This is a genomic window from Methylophilus methylotrophus DSM 46235 = ATCC 53528, from assembly GCF_000378225.1.
In the GTDB taxonomy this organism is placed as follows: domain Bacteria; phylum Pseudomonadota; class Gammaproteobacteria; order Burkholderiales; family Methylophilaceae; genus Methylophilus; species Methylophilus methylotrophus.
On sequence record NZ_KB905143.1, the window covers coordinates 197,266 to 212,340 of the forward strand.

At 43.7% G+C, this 15,075-nt stretch carries 16 protein-coding genes; 5 read left to right on the top strand and 11 right to left on the bottom strand.

The annotated features are described in order from the left end of the window. Nucleotides 1-40: 40 nt before the first annotated feature. From F463_RS15270 to F463_RS0109510, 7 genes are read right to left on the bottom strand one after another with little or no spacing between them, the layout of a single operon-like run. Nucleotides 41-358 (bottom strand): DMT family transporter, encoded by a 318-nt coding sequence (locus F463_RS15270; RefSeq protein ID WP_018986845.1) that lies wholly within the window; start codon nucleotides 356-358, stop codon nucleotides 41-43. A 26-nt stretch (nucleotides 359-384) separates the two neighbouring features. Then, nucleotides 385-594 carry an MbcA/ParS/Xre antitoxin family protein gene (locus F463_RS0109485; RefSeq protein WP_018986846.1) on the bottom strand — a complete coding sequence of 70 codons (210 nt, stop codon included), beginning with the start codon at nucleotides 592-594 and terminating at the stop codon, nucleotides 385-387. After that, complete coding sequence (locus F463_RS0109490; RefSeq protein WP_211209196.1) at nucleotides 591-830, bottom strand: hypothetical protein; 240 nt, start codon at nucleotides 828-830, stop codon at nucleotides 591-593. The genes F463_RS0109485 and F463_RS0109490 overlap by 4 nt, the downstream gene beginning before the upstream one ends. A 25-nt stretch (nucleotides 831-855) precedes the next feature. Continuing rightward, nucleotides 856-2,547, bottom strand: a complete 1,692-nt coding sequence (locus F463_RS0109495; RefSeq protein WP_018986848.1) for a TniQ family protein — start codon at nucleotides 2,545-2,547, stop codon at nucleotides 856-858. After that, nucleotides 2,547-3,578, bottom strand: coding sequence for a TniB family NTP-binding protein (locus F463_RS14265; RefSeq protein ID WP_018986849.1), 1,032 nt, complete (start codon nucleotides 3,576-3,578; stop codon nucleotides 2,547-2,549). The genes F463_RS0109495 and F463_RS14265 overlap by 1 nt, the downstream gene beginning before the upstream one ends. Then, nucleotides 3,575-5,527 carry a Mu transposase C-terminal domain-containing protein gene (locus F463_RS14270; RefSeq protein WP_018986850.1) on the bottom strand — a complete coding sequence of 651 codons (1,953 nt, stop codon included), beginning with the start codon at nucleotides 5,525-5,527 and terminating at the stop codon, nucleotides 3,575-3,577. The genes F463_RS14265 and F463_RS14270 overlap by 4 nt, the downstream gene beginning before the upstream one ends. Next, nucleotides 5,494-6,225: a TnsA endonuclease N-terminal domain-containing protein gene (locus F463_RS0109510; RefSeq protein ID WP_018986851.1), complete on the bottom strand. Its 732-nt coding sequence runs from the start codon at nucleotides 6,223-6,225 to the stop codon at nucleotides 5,494-5,496. The genes F463_RS14270 and F463_RS0109510 overlap by 34 nt, the downstream gene beginning before the upstream one ends. A gap of 475 nt (nucleotides 6,226-6,700) precedes the next feature. Here F463_RS0109510 and F463_RS0109515 point away from each other — a divergent pair, with 475 nt between their 5' ends. From F463_RS0109515 to F463_RS0109530, 3 genes are all read left to right on the top strand, one after another. Further along, nucleotides 6,701-7,387, top strand: a complete 687-nt coding sequence (locus F463_RS0109515; protein ID WP_018986852.1) for a hypothetical protein — start codon at nucleotides 6,701-6,703, stop codon at nucleotides 7,385-7,387. A 506-nt stretch (nucleotides 7,388-7,893) separates the two neighbouring features. After that, complete coding sequence (locus F463_RS0109525) at nucleotides 7,894-9,135, top strand: PfkB family carbohydrate kinase (RefSeq protein ID WP_033413309.1); 1,242 nt, start codon at nucleotides 7,894-7,896, stop codon at nucleotides 9,133-9,135. After that, nucleotides 9,128-9,721: a 7-cyano-7-deazaguanine synthase gene (locus F463_RS0109530; protein ID WP_018986855.1), complete on the top strand. Its 594-nt coding sequence runs from the start codon at nucleotides 9,128-9,130 to the stop codon at nucleotides 9,719-9,721. Before F463_RS0109525 ends, F463_RS0109530 begins: the two co-directional genes overlap by 8 nt. Here F463_RS0109530 and F463_RS0109535 read toward each other — a convergent pair. Beyond that, on the bottom strand, nucleotides 9,718-10,557 hold the full coding sequence (locus F463_RS0109535) for an 8-oxoguanine DNA glycosylase (RefSeq protein ID WP_018986856.1): 840 nt from the start codon (nucleotides 10,555-10,557) through the stop codon (nucleotides 9,718-9,720). The genes F463_RS0109530 and F463_RS0109535 overlap by 4 nt on opposite strands. After that, complete coding sequence (locus tag F463_RS15310) at nucleotides 10,554-11,228, bottom strand: DNA adenine methylase (RefSeq protein ID WP_026295480.1); 675 nt, start codon at nucleotides 11,226-11,228, stop codon at nucleotides 10,554-10,556. Before F463_RS15310 ends, F463_RS0109535 begins: the two co-directional genes overlap by 4 nt. A gap of 407 nt (nucleotides 11,229-11,635) precedes the next feature. Between F463_RS15310 and F463_RS0109545 the strand changes: the two genes are divergently transcribed. Next, on the top strand, nucleotides 11,636-12,157 hold the full coding sequence (locus tag F463_RS0109545; RefSeq protein ID WP_033413367.1) for an ImmA/IrrE family metallo-endopeptidase: 522 nt from the start codon (nucleotides 11,636-11,638) through the stop codon (nucleotides 12,155-12,157). Nucleotide 12,158: 1 nt separating this feature from the next. After that, nucleotides 12,159-12,788 carry a hypothetical protein gene (locus F463_RS14275; protein ID WP_018986859.1) on the top strand — a complete coding sequence of 210 codons (630 nt, stop codon included), beginning with the start codon at nucleotides 12,159-12,161 and terminating at the stop codon, nucleotides 12,786-12,788. 127 nt (nucleotides 12,789-12,915) lie between these two features. Here F463_RS14275 and F463_RS0109555 read toward each other — a convergent pair whose 3' ends face one another. Next, on the bottom strand, nucleotides 12,916-14,319 hold the full coding sequence (locus tag F463_RS0109555; protein ID WP_026295482.1) for a sensor histidine kinase: 1,404 nt from the start codon (nucleotides 14,317-14,319) through the stop codon (nucleotides 12,916-12,918). Continuing rightward, nucleotides 14,291-14,974, bottom strand: a complete 684-nt coding sequence (locus tag F463_RS0109560; RefSeq protein ID WP_018986861.1) for a response regulator transcription factor — start codon at nucleotides 14,972-14,974, stop codon at nucleotides 14,291-14,293. Before F463_RS0109560 ends, F463_RS0109555 begins: the two co-directional genes overlap by 29 nt. Nucleotides 14,975-15,075 lie beyond the last annotated feature (101 nt).

The window sequence follows — 15,075 nt, forward strand, 5'->3', positions numbered from 1 at the left end:
ACCAGGCGAGTAATGCAGTTATTACGCTTTCCAGATTGAGTTATAACGATGCTATAGAAGCAGGCGTAGATAGCAATCCCTGCATAAGTAATACTGGCCCTATCACACCTCCAAACACAGTTGCACCCGCGAGCCAGGGCAAGTCCGATGTTTGTATAGGATGGTGTCTTTGGGATTTATTTTGTAAAATTCGAGTGATGCCATAGAAGGCAAACAGACCAAGACCACTGCCTGCATACAATAAGCCTGCAAGCATTTGCGGTGAAACATCAGTGATTAATAGCTTTGCTATAGGTGTTGCCAAGCCGAAAAGAAGGGCTGCTAAAACGGCATAAAACGCTTCAGGATGTATCTTCATCAAGGCATCATATCAAACAACTGAGTTTAAACCGCTCCACCATAACTGATCGCACTTAGCATTTTCTGAACCTCAACAAATCCAGAGGGCGATTCTGCCACAACGATAGGAGCGGCTCCTAACAAAGCATGATATTGATTGAGCCAAGACTCTGCCGCTGACTCGGAACCAAAGGTATCAATAGCCAAAGATCGAATCTTTGCCAGATTTTGTGCAGGATTAGATTCAATAGTCATGAAAACCTCAGCGGTACAATGCGTAACCACTCCCCCAATACGTCTTTAAGGCAATGCTGGCAAATGTCGACTGAAATTCGATTGCCATCCCCAAAAATCGAGCAATACCCGCCCACTCGATCAATTGAGAGGAGTTCCTCAGCCTCTCCTCCATGAGCTTCGGCTTCACGGCCACAACGATCACAAACGTAGCCAGATATTTCAGGGACCACTTTTTCTCGAAACTTTTTCATCATGATGCTCCTTCAATTATTGGCCAAATCATGCTCGATTGACAGAATACTCTTGCATACTAGATTGGTTAAATCCAACCAAAGACTCTTCGATCACATATATCCCGTAATCTGTAGAGCATGCCTCAAACGCACTAGCTTTGATCAGGCTTTTAACCACCTTGGCGTCTACCCCTAAAATCTCGCCGGCATCTTCCGATGAAATCATGCCAGAGAATTTTTGTGCTAGCCTAGAAATGGCTTCATCAATTTGTGAGCGCTGAAAGAGTAAATCACCTGGCTTCTCACCTGCGATGCCAGCAGGCACAATCTCGCGAACTCTGATAGCTTCAATCAATGCCGCCTTGATCACCGACGGTCCCAGCTTCTTGAGCAGAATCTGCTTTAAACTGATGTACCGAATATCTTGTGGTGAATTGGATATAAACTCCACTCCGTCCACCAACTCACTTCTCAACCGCTCAACATCCCGCTCATGAAATAACTTCATTGGGTTGGTCATGAAGTGTGCCTGGTAATACCCTTTTTGGCGATACACATTCAAAATGGCCACTGGCAAATCCAACCGCTCCGCAGCTTCTTTAATTGTGAGGCTTTGGCCTGCGGCAAACTCAAATACTAACTGCTCAGTGACCTCAAACAGTGCCTGTCCTTTGGCATTGACTGTATGTACAGGGATCAAGCCTGCAGCCACCATTTTTCGTAATGTGGCAGGCTGCTTGCTCAATGCCTGTGCCAGTCCATAAATCCCTACGATATTTGATGTGCCACCTTGTTGGAGTTTAGGGTGGATCAATGCTTTACGCCACTGGCTTTGGCCAAACTCAACAAAGGCCTGATACATGAATGCCACTTCATCCTTGGGTAGCCCATTCTTAAACAAGGTTTCATAGATCGGCAGAAACTGCTTACGCAGCCCTGTGCTTGCCATATCGGCCTGTGGTCCCTGCGTTTCCTCCAGATATTGGTGAAAACCCCGAGGCCAGTTCGTAAAGATGCTGGCCGCCAAAGTGACTGTAGCCATTAAGTCACCATTGGGTTGCGCATCAGCTGAGCGTCCCTCCAGCCGGTATAACAAACTCAGCACTGTGTTGAGCGACAACTTAGCAATCGCCTCGACAGGAAATCCTAAGGGCTCAAGCAATGAGTTATCCAAATCCTGATTTTCCAGTTTGGCTTTGAGGATATGCATCAAACCAATCACCGTATGATTTGTTACCTCGCGAGCCTTTGCATGCTTAAAATCATAGCCGCACTGACATTTGGTGAGCCCTGGTCGAAAGACATCCAGCCCTTTACCGCAGCTTGGACATTGTTCGATGGTTTCAATCTTATGCTCAGGGCAGACAACAGCATACTTGAGCTCAGTAAAACTGGAGATATAACCCTTCTCAGCGATACAACAAGGACAGACTCTCGTATGCTTAGAGCGCAGATACAAACTCGGGATACGATGTCCTGAAAGCACCTGATAGCGACTATGCTTGGTTTTCTCAGAGAGGAAGTCAAACTCTGACAGATCACTGCCTACCAACCGCTTTAATTTTTCAGGGTCAGGCGTTGCCGAACGGATTTCGTTCTCAGTCATTCCGGCATGCCGGAGCATGCCGTGAATGGAACGATAACCGTTAGCCTCAGCCACTCTCAAAATATAGCCCTTATAGCTTTCAAAAGGCACAGGTTGAGGTGTGACCACTAATGGCTGAACGTTATCAAACATCAATTGTACAAACCTCCTTTCGGTGTCAATAATGCCCCTTTGGTATTGAGCTCGCGCATGCGTAAACTCTCCAGATCAACAGCCGAAAGACCAATCCTTGCAACCTGATCCATGAGCGCTTTGGTGGGAGTAGGATCGAATGATGAGGCAAACGGGTTATGTGCAACCGAGACGCCCTCTAGCCATATGGCCTTACTGAAAGCCTCCTCCAGGTGTCGCATGGTGATTTCTGCTCTATCATCCTCAATGGCATCCCATACCGCCTGTTTGAGAATCTTGACGACATACCCAATCAAGCCACCCGAAGCGCAAAAAAAGCGGAAGGCGATATTCTCATTACCGATCGCCGGCAGTTTGAAATCAACCAACCCAGATTCGAACCCTTTCAGAATTCTGACGAACTCATGCTGGGAGTCCTGATTCGACCAGTTGTAACGCTGCATTTTGATAGAACCCAGCATACGACCGCTCAACTGCTCGTTCTGGTTAATCACGTTAATGGAAGTTGGCAGACCAACAACGACCAGGAAAATCTTGGTTTCCTCCAGCAGGTTTTTCAGAAAATCAGACAGGTGATGCTGAACCTTATGTGAGCCACGATCATAGAAATGCTGAAACTCTTCAATCACCAGCAAAGTTGTACCAGCCTGTTTAAGTAGCAACTTTAACCGTTCTGTTTTCGTGATTTCAGTTTCCCGGCCAGTCTTGACGCGGTCACCAATGGCATACAGCATCTCGTCTACGAATCCTTTGACAGTAGGTTTAGCTGGCGTGGTGACTTTGAGAATTGGCACCCGCAATCCTTCTTCAGTACGCTCCTGACTATGATTGAGCATCAAGTTATCAATCACTCTGGACTTCCCGCTCCGAGACTCACCAACCACCGCAATTCCCAGCGGTTCAACCGCAGTGACAGAGTTATTGAAGTGCTGCTCAAGGCGTTTTGAGGCCATCTGAAAATTGAAACTTGGTATCAATAAGTTATCGATACAATTACGGATATTGGTTTGGTTCATAGTTTGTGTATTCATTTACGACGCTCCTGTACGATTGCGGAAAAACCTTCAACTTCATTTAGGGATAAAGACACCATCATGGCATCCGGCATCAACTCAGCCTCAGCTTCGCGATGCTGCTCGACGATGTCTTGGGTACGCTTTTGATCTTCAATCAGACGACCCCGTTTGGCTCGTAGTCTTGCGCTGGTCTTTTTAAAACCGACCTCCGACATCACCATTTCGTGGATGTCTTTAGAAGCACGCATCCATCCTTTTTCGTTATCCTGGCCGATTCTGTTTTTGGCATACTTGCGATAAAGCTTGTGCTGCCAAAGCGATAAGCCTTGGGCGTATGCCTGATTCAGCGCAGGCACCGCGACATAGTTACCATCCACTGGATGCTTGATATGCACTTGGCCAAGATTGCCCTCATCAACCAAGACTTCGACCGTCAATTTGTCGCCACACTGCTTACGCCAGAGGATCATTTCCTGCGAGTTGTAGAGCAGGTTATTGACCTGGATGCCCTTATGCGTGAGAGAGCACTCATCGCGTCTGCCCAACAACATGTCGATGACTTCAAGATTGGTGGCGACTGGCGTATTACTGACTGAGTCAGCATTTCGCCAAGCATCCGCCGGCTTCACCCTTTCGAGACCTGCGTGAGGCTTCTGGTGGTAATAGTCAGCAATCCACTTGAAAACGATTTCCTTGAACTTTTCATAACGAATCACGGCATGTTTCTCTGGGTCGTAATCCTCTTTCTCAAAGATGTTGCTGAACGTAGTCCCAGGGTTGCCATGACTGATACCATCGTTGATCGTTCTCATAAAACGCTCAACACTGCCCTTGTACCAGGGAGACTTACGAGGTGTATATTTGATCTCGATATCAAACTGATAGCAGGCCTTTTCAAAGCTATCGCTGTGAAACTCCATTCCGTTATCCACCACCAGTGTTTTCATCACACCAAACGCCTCCCAGGCATTTTTAATACTCGGGTATTCCGTTTGCAGAGAAAGCTTAGGTTTCAGCGCATGCTTCAAGCATCTGGCGACAGACAGATAACTAGGCGACTCGAAACCGATATAAATACCCAAGATGCAACGGGTATGCTTATCAATACAGACAGTGAGCCACGGACGCCCCAGTGGAATACCAGCGTCATCCACCACAAAGATATCCAGTTGGGTGTGATCAATCTCAGCCACCTCTAGCCGCTGATTGGTCTCGATATGGTTGAGCTTGCCGCGATACATTCTGCGCGCGACAGTCGCCCCGCGACGGGCAACATCCCTGTCAAAGGCCGGGATTTGATCAATTAAACGCTTCACCAGCCGCGCAGATGGCAGAGGTAACTTGCCACTTTGCATCGCCCATTGATTGCGCTCCTGAATATCCGCTGTGGCCAACTCTAGAATCCTTGTTTGGGTTGGGCGTGATGTGGTTAGGTAAACGTTATCGATAAAACGCTCAACCACTTCAATCACTGCATCAGGATAGCGGTTGCAACGATTACCTTTGCGTTGATGCTGTTCCAAAAGAGCTTGAATATCCCGTGCCCCTTTCAGGAACTTCAATACCCATCTTCGCACCGTGATCCAGTGGGGAATCGGCTGCTTCAAACTGTGGGTATTCCAGAACTCCTGTAAGGCGGCTTGATACATTGCCTTAGTCGCGGGTAGACCCTCTACTGCTTTCACGCATCCACGTTTGAGCTTGGCCCGATCAAATCCTGCATCAGTAGTATCAATCAGCAGTGCTTTCGCAGGGGGTGTTTTGACAAACTTGTCACGCTCCAAAATAAAAGTCAGATCCCCGGACTCAAGCGCCAATAACATCTCATCCAACTTAGAAGTCTCAAGATAGCCGGTCTGTGAATCCTCAAGCTGCCATAGGGCTTCACCTACTTCACGCTTGAGCGTAGACACGCGTCCTTTGAACGAAATTACTGCACCTTTTTGGAAATAAGCGACGCCCATGTTCCTTCTCCTTCCGCATGTTGATAATTCACCCAGGCAACCAATGTTTCAGCGGTGATGGGCTTTGTAAGGTCAACGAGGAGCAACCCCTCCATAATCAGTTGGCAGATGTACTGATTGAGGTATGGATTATCAGGAGTACTCTGCAGAGAGCGCCATGGAATACCGCCCATGCTCTGAAAAAGCCGACGAAGTTGCTCACGGGCCAACATAGGCATTTGAATCTTGCCGTTGCGCTTGATGTACCAGGCGTTACTCAAAAACACTGGGTTATCAATCAACTCAGCAATCACTACGTGGTACTGGAATCCGTGATTCGGCAACAGCTTTGTCAGCAGATCTGAGCGATCACAAATATGCTGATCCAGACCCGATAAGGTTTTAACCTCAATGAGGTGTTGACCACCATTGGTCTCAACATGGAAGTCAGGATAGTGGACATGGTCTTGCCCATTCATGACATACTGGATTTCGCAGGGCTGTGGTCTGAAGCTGATGACATGAGGGCTCATGTCCAGATACAGCATGCAGTTGCGCTCGTTTTCAGATTCGCACTGCAGACTGGTCTGCATTTTCCAACTTGGGTACTTCAAGGTCACCCGGGCATTGGACCGCTTCACAACCTTGCGGCTTAATTCCCCAGGTGGGGCAAAAGCGATGCTCGTGACTGAGCAGTCTGATGGTATTAAATAACTCATAAAAATCTCCTAGAAAAAATCTAGAGACGATCTAGTGAGCGAATTGAAGATGACATCAGCAATACTGCCTGCTGGAATCACCTTTCCAGAAGAAATGCGAGACTACCCGCGTTAAGGCTCTTGACTAGCAGCTAACGTGTCGTAGAATAGAATCATCTGGTACACAAGCAGATGTTCTTAAAAGCGACTCAAGTATTTGCCGTACTTGGGTCGTTTTGCATTTCATGTCCGCAAAAGACATTCTTGGCTATATCAACTCTTCTGAACTAGTTCCTCTCTTGTTTACAACAACCGGATGGTTGCTGACCTTTTGAGACACCCAGCATTGGTTGCATTTAATGGGGGTCTCCATTTCAAACTAACCTAGGACTTTCAATAATCAAGACTTGCCATTAGTAGCAAGTTATTCATGTAAAATATGACACTATTAGCATAAAATCCCTTTAAATTCCTCTGTGTATACTCGGAATTCGCAATGGTCGAATCAAAATCAGCAGAAAAAAAGCCTGTAGGTAGGCCCAAAACAGATAAATTACTGAAAAAATTTAGGGTACAGACATGGTTTAATGCCGTTGCGGAAGCCAGTGGAAAAACGGCTTATGAATTAGAAAAGGAATTCGCACCGTCCATTTTGGTCAGGGAAAACTTCAATAAACATCGTGCGAGACTTTGGGAGAAATACCGTCTTGGCAAGACAATGCCGTCGATTAAGGAAAAGAAAGGCGGTAGAAAAGGAATTGCTCAAATAGTTGAAGAAAAATACCCTGGTACCATCCATTGGCTGACTGATGAACGTTTTGACTTGGCCAACGTGGATAAAGAAATCACGATGAAATTTATCAGAGAGGTTTTTGAATCACTACCCCCCGAGATACGTAAATATATCGTTCGCGAAAATGCTAACGCGTCAACATTGTTTTGGCGGAAGAAATTTATTACAGAGCTGCCGTTTTACGAAAGCCTAGTTAGAAATCCCTCTCCCCTCGCATTCATAGCACTACTGGCTTTATTAAGAGAGTCTTTAATTTGTCAAAATGAAACATGTTTCAATCTCGTCAAAAAAGCGTTAATAAAAATCGAAGATGAAGGCATTCGGCATGGCCCTATTTTTTCTAGCGTTTTTACAAAGATAATTCTCACTCCGATTCTGATCATTTATTAAGTGATGGAGATAATCAAAAGCTCTCGGAGCCATGCTCTTCAGGCTAACATAGCATTTAAGTGAGTATTTATTGCTAGCCTGATCTTCATTATTTTGTTTGATGAATGGTAAGATTCAAAGGGCTCTTATGAAAGCCGCCTAAAACACCTTATGTTTTTGAGATAATCAACTAAACAATAGCAGGGAGTTAAAAGTATGGCTGGTTCAAAAGGGGGATGGCAACCGACTGTGCCGAGCAACCCATGTGAGCGCGTAAACTTTCGAGCAAACATAAACTCACCCCAACCTGCAGTACTTGGGCCACTCGGTATAACAACAGAACTTGAGGTGAAACTCCAAACGGCTCCAACGATTTCCGTAATAGTGGAATATATGGGCGATACAGCAGGATCACTAACAGGCACTCAAGTTGCAGCGCTAATTAACTGTATCCAAAACGGATATAAATACTCCGCTACCATCGTTTCAATAGACAAGGGAAATTATACGGTTCAGGTATCTATAAAATGACCACATCTCCTATAACTGTTGTCGGTGGCTCATATGGGGAAGAGTGCGCCTACCCTCGTCTTCAGCTTTACAGAGGAAGCGGTGGTCGAGCAGCAGCAATACTTGCAAGCCTTCATAGCGAGGTTACTTTTCATACTACTACAGGCCCTAAGCTGAAACCTATCTTCGAATCAATAGCATCGAATTTAGGTTATAGATTAGTTAATCATCCTAGAATAGATGATATTTGGTTTAGATATAGGTATCCTTTAGGTAAACCTACCATCCATTATTGCCTCAATATCGAAAATTCGAACATTCCTCCAATTCATGCAGACCTAGCAATTGTGTATGGGATGATAGAGGGTAGGCCTCCAATTCATGCAAAACGAGTAGTATACGATCCTCAGGATGGTATCAAATCTAAACCCTTTGACATTAACGGTTCGACTGCAGATGAGCTAGCTTTAGTTGTTTCCCACTCTGAAGGCGTGGCTTTAACAGGGGAGACTGAATGTACAAAAATTGCAGAAAAGTTATTCGAGCAACCTAACGTTTCAGTTGTGGTAGTGAAATGTGGGCCACAAGGTGCATTAGTTAAAACCTCAACAACTCATGACTGGGTGCGTCCATTTCCTACTTATCACGTTCACAAGATCGGATCAGGAGATGCTTTTTCAGCAGCTTTTGCATACGCTTGGTTGATTGAGGGACAACCACCAGTTTCTGCAGCATGGTTTGCTTCTAGAATAACTGCCGCCTACGTCGAAGGAGGGCAAGACACGATTGATTCAAATCTTCTTCCCAATTATCGAGAGGAGGCAAAATCAGCAGAACTCAATTTTTCGGGGCAAGGACAGAGGTTTATACCTAACACACAAATTTATATAGCAGCTCCTTTTTTCAATACCGCAGAACAATGGCGAGTTGATGAAGTCAGAGATGCCCTTCAGGACATGGGATTCAAAGTATTCTCTCCTATACATGATGTCGGCATAGGACCCGCAGAAGAGGTCGCGCCTGCTGACCTCTTTGGACTTGAACAGTCTGGTGTAGTCATTGCATTACTAGATGGTTTAGATCCTGGTACTGTATTTGAAGTAGGATACGCAAGAGCTAAAGACATTCCTGTAGTAATTGTAGCTGAAAGTGTTAATCCTGAATTACTAACTATGATTATAGGATCAGGTTGTGAAGTTACAACTGATCTTACTACTGGTATATATGCTGTATGCTGGTTTCTGATGGGTGATGTCTGATCTCCTGCTACTCTCTGGCGGTATTGAGTCATCTGCAATAGCCGCATGGCTGCGGCCTTCTCTATGCTTAACAATTGACTATGGGCAACTTGCATCACAAGCAGAAATCACTTCTGCGGCTCAAATATGCAAAGAATTAAAGCTTAAGCATCTGGTTAGGAAGGCCGATACAACTCAATTTGGCAGTGGTGATATGTTAAATAGAAAGGGATCCGTTCATTCGGAGAATTCAGAATTTTGGCCTTTCCGTAACCAGCTCCTCATTACTCTTGGAGCTATGATCGCAATGCAGCATGATTGTGCCCGCATTCTAATTGGTACTGTTGTAACTGATTTGAGGCATAAAGATGGTACAAAAGACTTTATAGTAGCAATGAATAAATTACTAATTATTCAGGAAGGTAAACTAAACCTCTCGGCACCAGGTATAGAATTAACAAGTATTGAACTGATCCATAAATCAAAAATATCGACAGGAACCCTTGGATGGTGTCATTCATGCCATATGAGTAATTTTGCTTGTGGTCAATGCCGAGGTTGCTTTAAGCATTCCGAGATAATGAGAACGCTGGGGTACGAACGCTAGAAACCCTTAAAAAGAAGTTGTGTTTGCCGCCTTTCAGGCTGTGTTAGTTTAGTTTGATTATTTGTTTTGCATAACTGCTTATCTCGCAATGCATTTAATGCTACCCCACCGAGACTACGCATTTGATCCCATATAAGACAGTCAAGAACAGAAGGTCTAACACCTAAAGCCTCGCTGAATTTAAGGAAACGTGTTTCCATTGCAAAATAATTTTTTTCTACTCGTTCATCCGAGCTAAAAAAACCACATAGCACGCCAGCGCGAACGATATGAATATCTAATATGGCCACCTCATCGGAATCAGAATAGTTGCGAGTAATCCAGCCAGCTGTTTTTGGACCAATACCCTGTATTTTTAACAACGAATCTCTAAGTGCTAGACCAGAGACCTTCTCTAAAGGATTCTCCTGTAAAAATCCCATAGCAGCACCAAGAAAACGTGCTTTTTGGTTCGGGTAGCGATAATGTTGCGTTTTGCCATTCAAACTTAAAGGTCGCAGAAGCACAGCACTCCAAACCTCAGGATTTGACTCCATTGTTTGTATCAGCCCTCTTTCGCAACAGGCTTCAAATGCTGCTGTTGCAAGCTCTGCAGTAATCCCAAATCCTCCGAGCAAACAAAAAACCACTTCTTCAGCAAGAGTTCCTCGAGCTTGATACGGTGAATGCTGAACTTTATCCAAGTCATTCATCCAAAATTGAGACAACCAATATGCGGGAGTAAACAATGTCCAAGGTTCGCCCCACCGAACACCGGGCATAACCTCTGCATCAGCAGCAGGAAAATGACGAACTATTTCCTCTTCATTAATCCAATAGCGTAATGTTTGAGTCATATATCAACTCGCTGTTTAACTTCATTGGATAACCAAGAATAAAGTGAGGACTTTTCTGACTCAGATAACTTGCTAATACGATCTCTGAGCCGGTCTTGTCTACGCTTGATTAGTTCGCGTTCACGAAAGTCGCTGCCCAAATAACGATCGTCGTGAAGTACACTTGGTTTTTTATAGTTAAACCATACCCATTCTTCCCGAATTCCTACGTGTGTCTTTGCTTCAAATCTATACACTGACCAATTCGCCAGATATTTCTCGTATAGTTTTGATGGATAGCCAGACAATATGACCTTGCAAGGAAGAGATGTTAAGCACTCCAATAGACGGACATGATCCTGCTCCGTGTAATCACATCGATAGACACGGGTCCGACGGCGTGTTTCTGTCATGTATGGGGGGTCTGCATATACCACCGTATCAGCATCAAGGCTCATAAACTCGAGGTGACTTACGGCATCACCATGAATAATGTCGCAATAATGGGGAAAATTCTGACTCCAAGTTTCTATTACCTTAGAATCAAGATCTATTCCTATTTGACTGATAGCTGGTCGTTTATGCCGCATTACAGCACCGCCACCTAGGTGAGTTTCTATGTACCTCCGATGAGGAGGTATGAGATTAATGATATGAGGGAAACTGACCCCTTTTCCACCGTCGTAGCGCATGACGAAATCATCGCTAAATGTGGCGATGGTGTCAAGTTGGATTATTAACACCTGAGTTTAATTACGAAGTTAATTTGTAAGCGCCGCCTTCTTCACGCCTATTAATTCATATCTAGGAGAACTGAAAATTGTCGCTCATTTTCCTTATTCATCGATTACAGCCTGGTGGGGCAGTGAACAGTACACAACAATTCAATGTCAATAATGTTGACGGTTTAATGCATATGAAAACTTTGAAGTTTTACTACCCATTTACCGTTAAATGAAAAACCTGTGACATAAACTTTACTGAATATATATTGGTTCGCATAAAAAATGCTCCGTATTTTCAAATCGCAAACAGATTCATTTCAACCGCGCGGCAGCGAAATTTGGTAGAATTCGAAAGTTTCTTTAGGGGAGTTATCATGAGCGAAGATATTAGGCCATGTAAGCTTGGTAAAGATAAAATCTTCGAGTTTAGTGAAATAGTCGCTCGAGACTTAGGTTATAAACCTGGCGATTCATTAGCTCCAATCGTCGAAAAGCTCGGCGGCAAGATTCATTATCAAAGCTTGCTTGAAATGGATTCTGCATCTGGCTCTATATCAATTAGCGATATCGGAAACTTTGAAATAAATCTTGCAGACCATACAAGTGAATCAAGGGATAGATTCACAATTTGTCATGAACTAGGCCATTATTTCCTGCATTACATTTTTCATAAAAGCAATGGGGATGAAATAGGCTCGCTCAAAGCAATGCGTTATGGCGACTCCTTCGCAGAATATGAGGCCAATTGGTTTGCTGCAGGATTCCTAATGCCAAAAGAAGAATTCACTTCAAGTTATGTGAAGTTTGCTGGAGACTTGTACTCTCTTGCTTCTCATTTTTTCGTCTCTGTTCAGGCGGCTGAAGTTAGAGCTAAATCGCTAAATCTCCTCAATTGAAATGCAGGATATCAGCTTAGCGGAACTGAATGTTCCCCAATTCCTTAAGCCTAAGCTACGATTATTTCTTAGTGTAGATATAGTTGGCTCAACCGCATTTAAACAATCCACTCCCAAAAATCTCAACTCTACAGAGGTTAGTCCTGCTTGGTTTAGGGCAACCACGAATTTTTATCGAGAGATTGATCGGCTCTTCATCCAAGAGTGGAGAGCATTGAATAAAGAAAATCAGACCGACTATAGCTGGCCAAGTGGTGACGAACCAAACCTATGGAAGAGTGCTGGTGATGAGCTCATCTACACTGTTCAAATCAAAGATTATAGACATGTAGCAGTGTATGTAATTGCGTGGAAAAGAGCTGCAGAAAAATTTAGGCCGGCCATTAAGAAGTTTTCAAAAAGCTTGGACTTAAAACTGACTGGTTGGATAGCGGGGTTTCCTGTAATTAATCATGAGCTAATCCTAAGATCAGGTCAGTCAGAGGATATGGTAGATGATGACTCAGTTGTTGCAAATTTTAGATTGCTGCAAAAATGTCGTCTGCAATTTGACTTAAGACCCAACATCAATACAAATCAAAGACTTAGTAGGAGTCATGCAAATATGAATTTCAAGCCATTTGCAACATAAGTTGAGATTTAGCATGTGTCTTGCAAATTAACTCGAAATTTAACAGAACAGTGAGTTGAAAGTCTGAGGCATTAGTCTAAAATCAGTACAACAGTTGTGCTCTGTCTCGAGATTTTTATATGTTTATCTACCACCTGATCGTAAAACAGGCACCCCCTCCAGAATGTTGACTGGCTGTCACCACACAACCTGAAAATTCAGCCAGTATTTTTACTAATGCCAAACCCAAACCACATCCTGGAATTTGTTTTTTCAAAGACTCCCTACCTCTGAAAAATCGATCAAAAATAAAGGGAAGTTCATCTTGTAGAAATCCATCGCCCGCATCTATGATATTTAACTCAATACGGCCTTGATTCCTACTGCCCTTAACAAGAATTGAGGTTCCAGCTGGACTGTATTTGACGGCATTATCGAGAATATTGCTGATGATTAAAGTCGCAAACTCTCGATGCGTTCTCACTTCAAATTCATTCTCCAGTATTATGTTAAGTAGAATCCCTTTTTCCCTGAATGCGTTTTCTTGTAGTCTCACTGCTGCATTTACTAGGCCAGTAACAGAGACTAATTCATGACGTTCTAACGTTTGTTTGGCATCTAACTCAGCCAGTAACGTCAATCCATGCACGATATTCGTAAGGTTCTCAACTTCGACTAAACATGATTGCACCGTTTGCAAATAAGTTTGGGAATCACGACTTCTTCTTAGTGTGACCTCAATATCGGTGCGCATGCGAGATAGAGGTGATCTCAATTCATGTGATGCGTGCGCGGTAAAGCTCTTTTGTATTAGAAATGACTGTTCAAGCCTGCTTAACATCTCATTCAGTGTCTCAATGAGTTTAGAGATTTCATCCTGACCATCGTCGTGAGGTAAACGCAGGTTTAAACTATCCTGACTAATTTCTTTAGCCTTGGTCACGATATGATCTATGACTTTTAGTAACCGTTTGATTGGAATAGCGCTCGCCCAAGTGATGGCAAGCGCGAGCACGATTGTCATGGAGACAAAAGTGAAAGTTGCGGAATCGAGTGTTTGGTGGATATCATCCAATGATCCCGCCACTAGGATGAAATAGCGATGATGATTTTTTTCTACAGGGTAGATGACAACTCTGAGAGGTTCATTGGCAAAATGTTTGACAGTTGCAAATTGAATATCTTTACCGAATCTAGATCGCAATTTTTGGATGGGGAGATTTGCGTTACCAAGGTTGTGGCTTTTGGCTATCGTAAATCCTTGCGGATCGACTATTTGGATGAGTCTATCAATTCTGCTAAGTGAAGGGGTTTCCTTTTCGTGCTGACTGTCATGAACTCTGATCTCTTGTTCATCATGGGCAAACATCATCATATCTGCTTCAGTTTCGGCCAAGGCCACTAAAGCTGCATCCAATTGCCCATTTATGACAATCGATAGGCGCCACCACGAAAACAAAGCCGTCGCAGTGACAATGAATATGATTGTAACAAGATGAATAAGCGTGAGTTTTTGCCGAAAGTTAAGTTTCAATTTCTCTTCTTTCTTCAAAAATAAAACCAGCGCCTCTAACGGTATGAATTAACTTGGACTGGGATGGCAAGTCTATTTTTTGTCTCAGATTTTTGATATTGACGTCAATTAAATTGTCTATCCCGATCATGTCTTGCTGCCATAGTCGTTGAGCGATTTCTTTTCTGGAGATAACGTTGCCAGCATTTCGCATCAACATTTCTAAAAGATCAAATTCCTTTGCGGTCAGAATCACCCGGTGACCATGCCTGATGACCGTTTTTGTGTAGGTTTGGATACTAATGCCAGCAATGGTGATCATTTCAACTTTGGTATATGCATTACGCCTTAATAATGAATGCATACGTGCAAGAAGCTCTTCAAATACAAATGGCTTAGGCAGGTAATCATCGGCGCCACTATTTAAACCAGTTATTTTGTCAGTCACTGTATCTCTGGCCGTTAACATCAGAATGGGGATCATCATTTTGCTTTTACGTAGTTTGATGCAAACGTCTAGGCCATCTCCATCAGGCAACATCCAGTCCAGAAGTATTAAATGATATATCCCCAGTGGAGCTGCCAATGCTTCGGCGACCGTTGAAACAATGTCGATATAAAAGCCTTCCTCCAATAGTCCTCTGGCAATTAATTTTGCAGCTTTTGCATCATCCTCTACTAAAAGTATCTTCACACGTTATTCACCTTGTCAGACAACATGACTTGTTATTCCTGCTTAAGTCACTTTCTTCATTTTAAGAAAACCCACCAACATATCGCAATCATAACCAGTAT

Excerpts from the sequence above, each read along its gene's own strand:
- F463_RS15270 (WP_018986845.1), bottom strand. The coding sequence starts at position 358 with ATGAAGATACATCCTGAAGCGTTTTATGCCGTTTTAGCAGCCCTTCTT.
- F463_RS0109485 (WP_018986846.1), bottom strand. The coding sequence starts at position 594 with ATGACTATTGAATCTAATCCTGCACAAAATCTGGCAAAGATTCGATCT.
- F463_RS0109490 (WP_211209196.1), bottom strand. The coding sequence starts at position 830 with ATGATGAAAAAGTTTCGAGAAAAAGTGGTCCCTGAAATATCTGGCTAC.
- F463_RS0109495 (WP_018986848.1), bottom strand. The coding sequence starts at position 2,547 with ATGTTTGATAACGTTCAGCCATTAGTGGTCACACCTCAACCTGTGCCT.
- F463_RS14265 (WP_018986849.1), bottom strand. The coding sequence starts at position 3,578 with ATGAATACACAAACTATGAACCAAACCAATATCCGTAATTGTATCGAT.
- F463_RS14270 (WP_018986850.1), bottom strand. The coding sequence starts at position 5,527 with ATGGGCGTCGCTTATTTCCAAAAAGGTGCAGTAATTTCGTTCAAAGGA.
- F463_RS0109510 (WP_018986851.1), bottom strand. The coding sequence starts at position 6,225 with ATGAGTTATTTAATACCATCAGACTGCTCAGTCACGAGCATCGCTTTT.
- F463_RS0109515 (WP_018986852.1), top strand. The coding sequence starts at position 6,701 with ATGGTCGAATCAAAATCAGCAGAAAAAAAGCCTGTAGGTAGGCCCAAA.
- F463_RS0109525 (WP_033413309.1), top strand. The coding sequence starts at position 7,894 with ATGACCACATCTCCTATAACTGTTGTCGGTGGCTCATATGGGGAAGAG.
- F463_RS0109530 (WP_018986855.1), top strand. The coding sequence starts at position 9,128 with ATGTCTGATCTCCTGCTACTCTCTGGCGGTATTGAGTCATCTGCAATA.
- F463_RS0109535 (WP_018986856.1), bottom strand. The coding sequence starts at position 10,557 with ATGACTCAAACATTACGCTATTGGATTAATGAAGAGGAAATAGTTCGT.
- F463_RS15310 (WP_026295480.1), bottom strand. The coding sequence starts at position 11,228 with ATGCGCTACGACGGTGGAAAAGGGGTCAGTTTCCCTCATATCATTAAT.
- F463_RS0109545 (WP_033413367.1), top strand. The coding sequence starts at position 11,636 with ATGAGCGAAGATATTAGGCCATGTAAGCTTGGTAAAGATAAAATCTTC.
- F463_RS14275 (WP_018986859.1), top strand. The coding sequence starts at position 12,159 with ATGCAGGATATCAGCTTAGCGGAACTGAATGTTCCCCAATTCCTTAAG.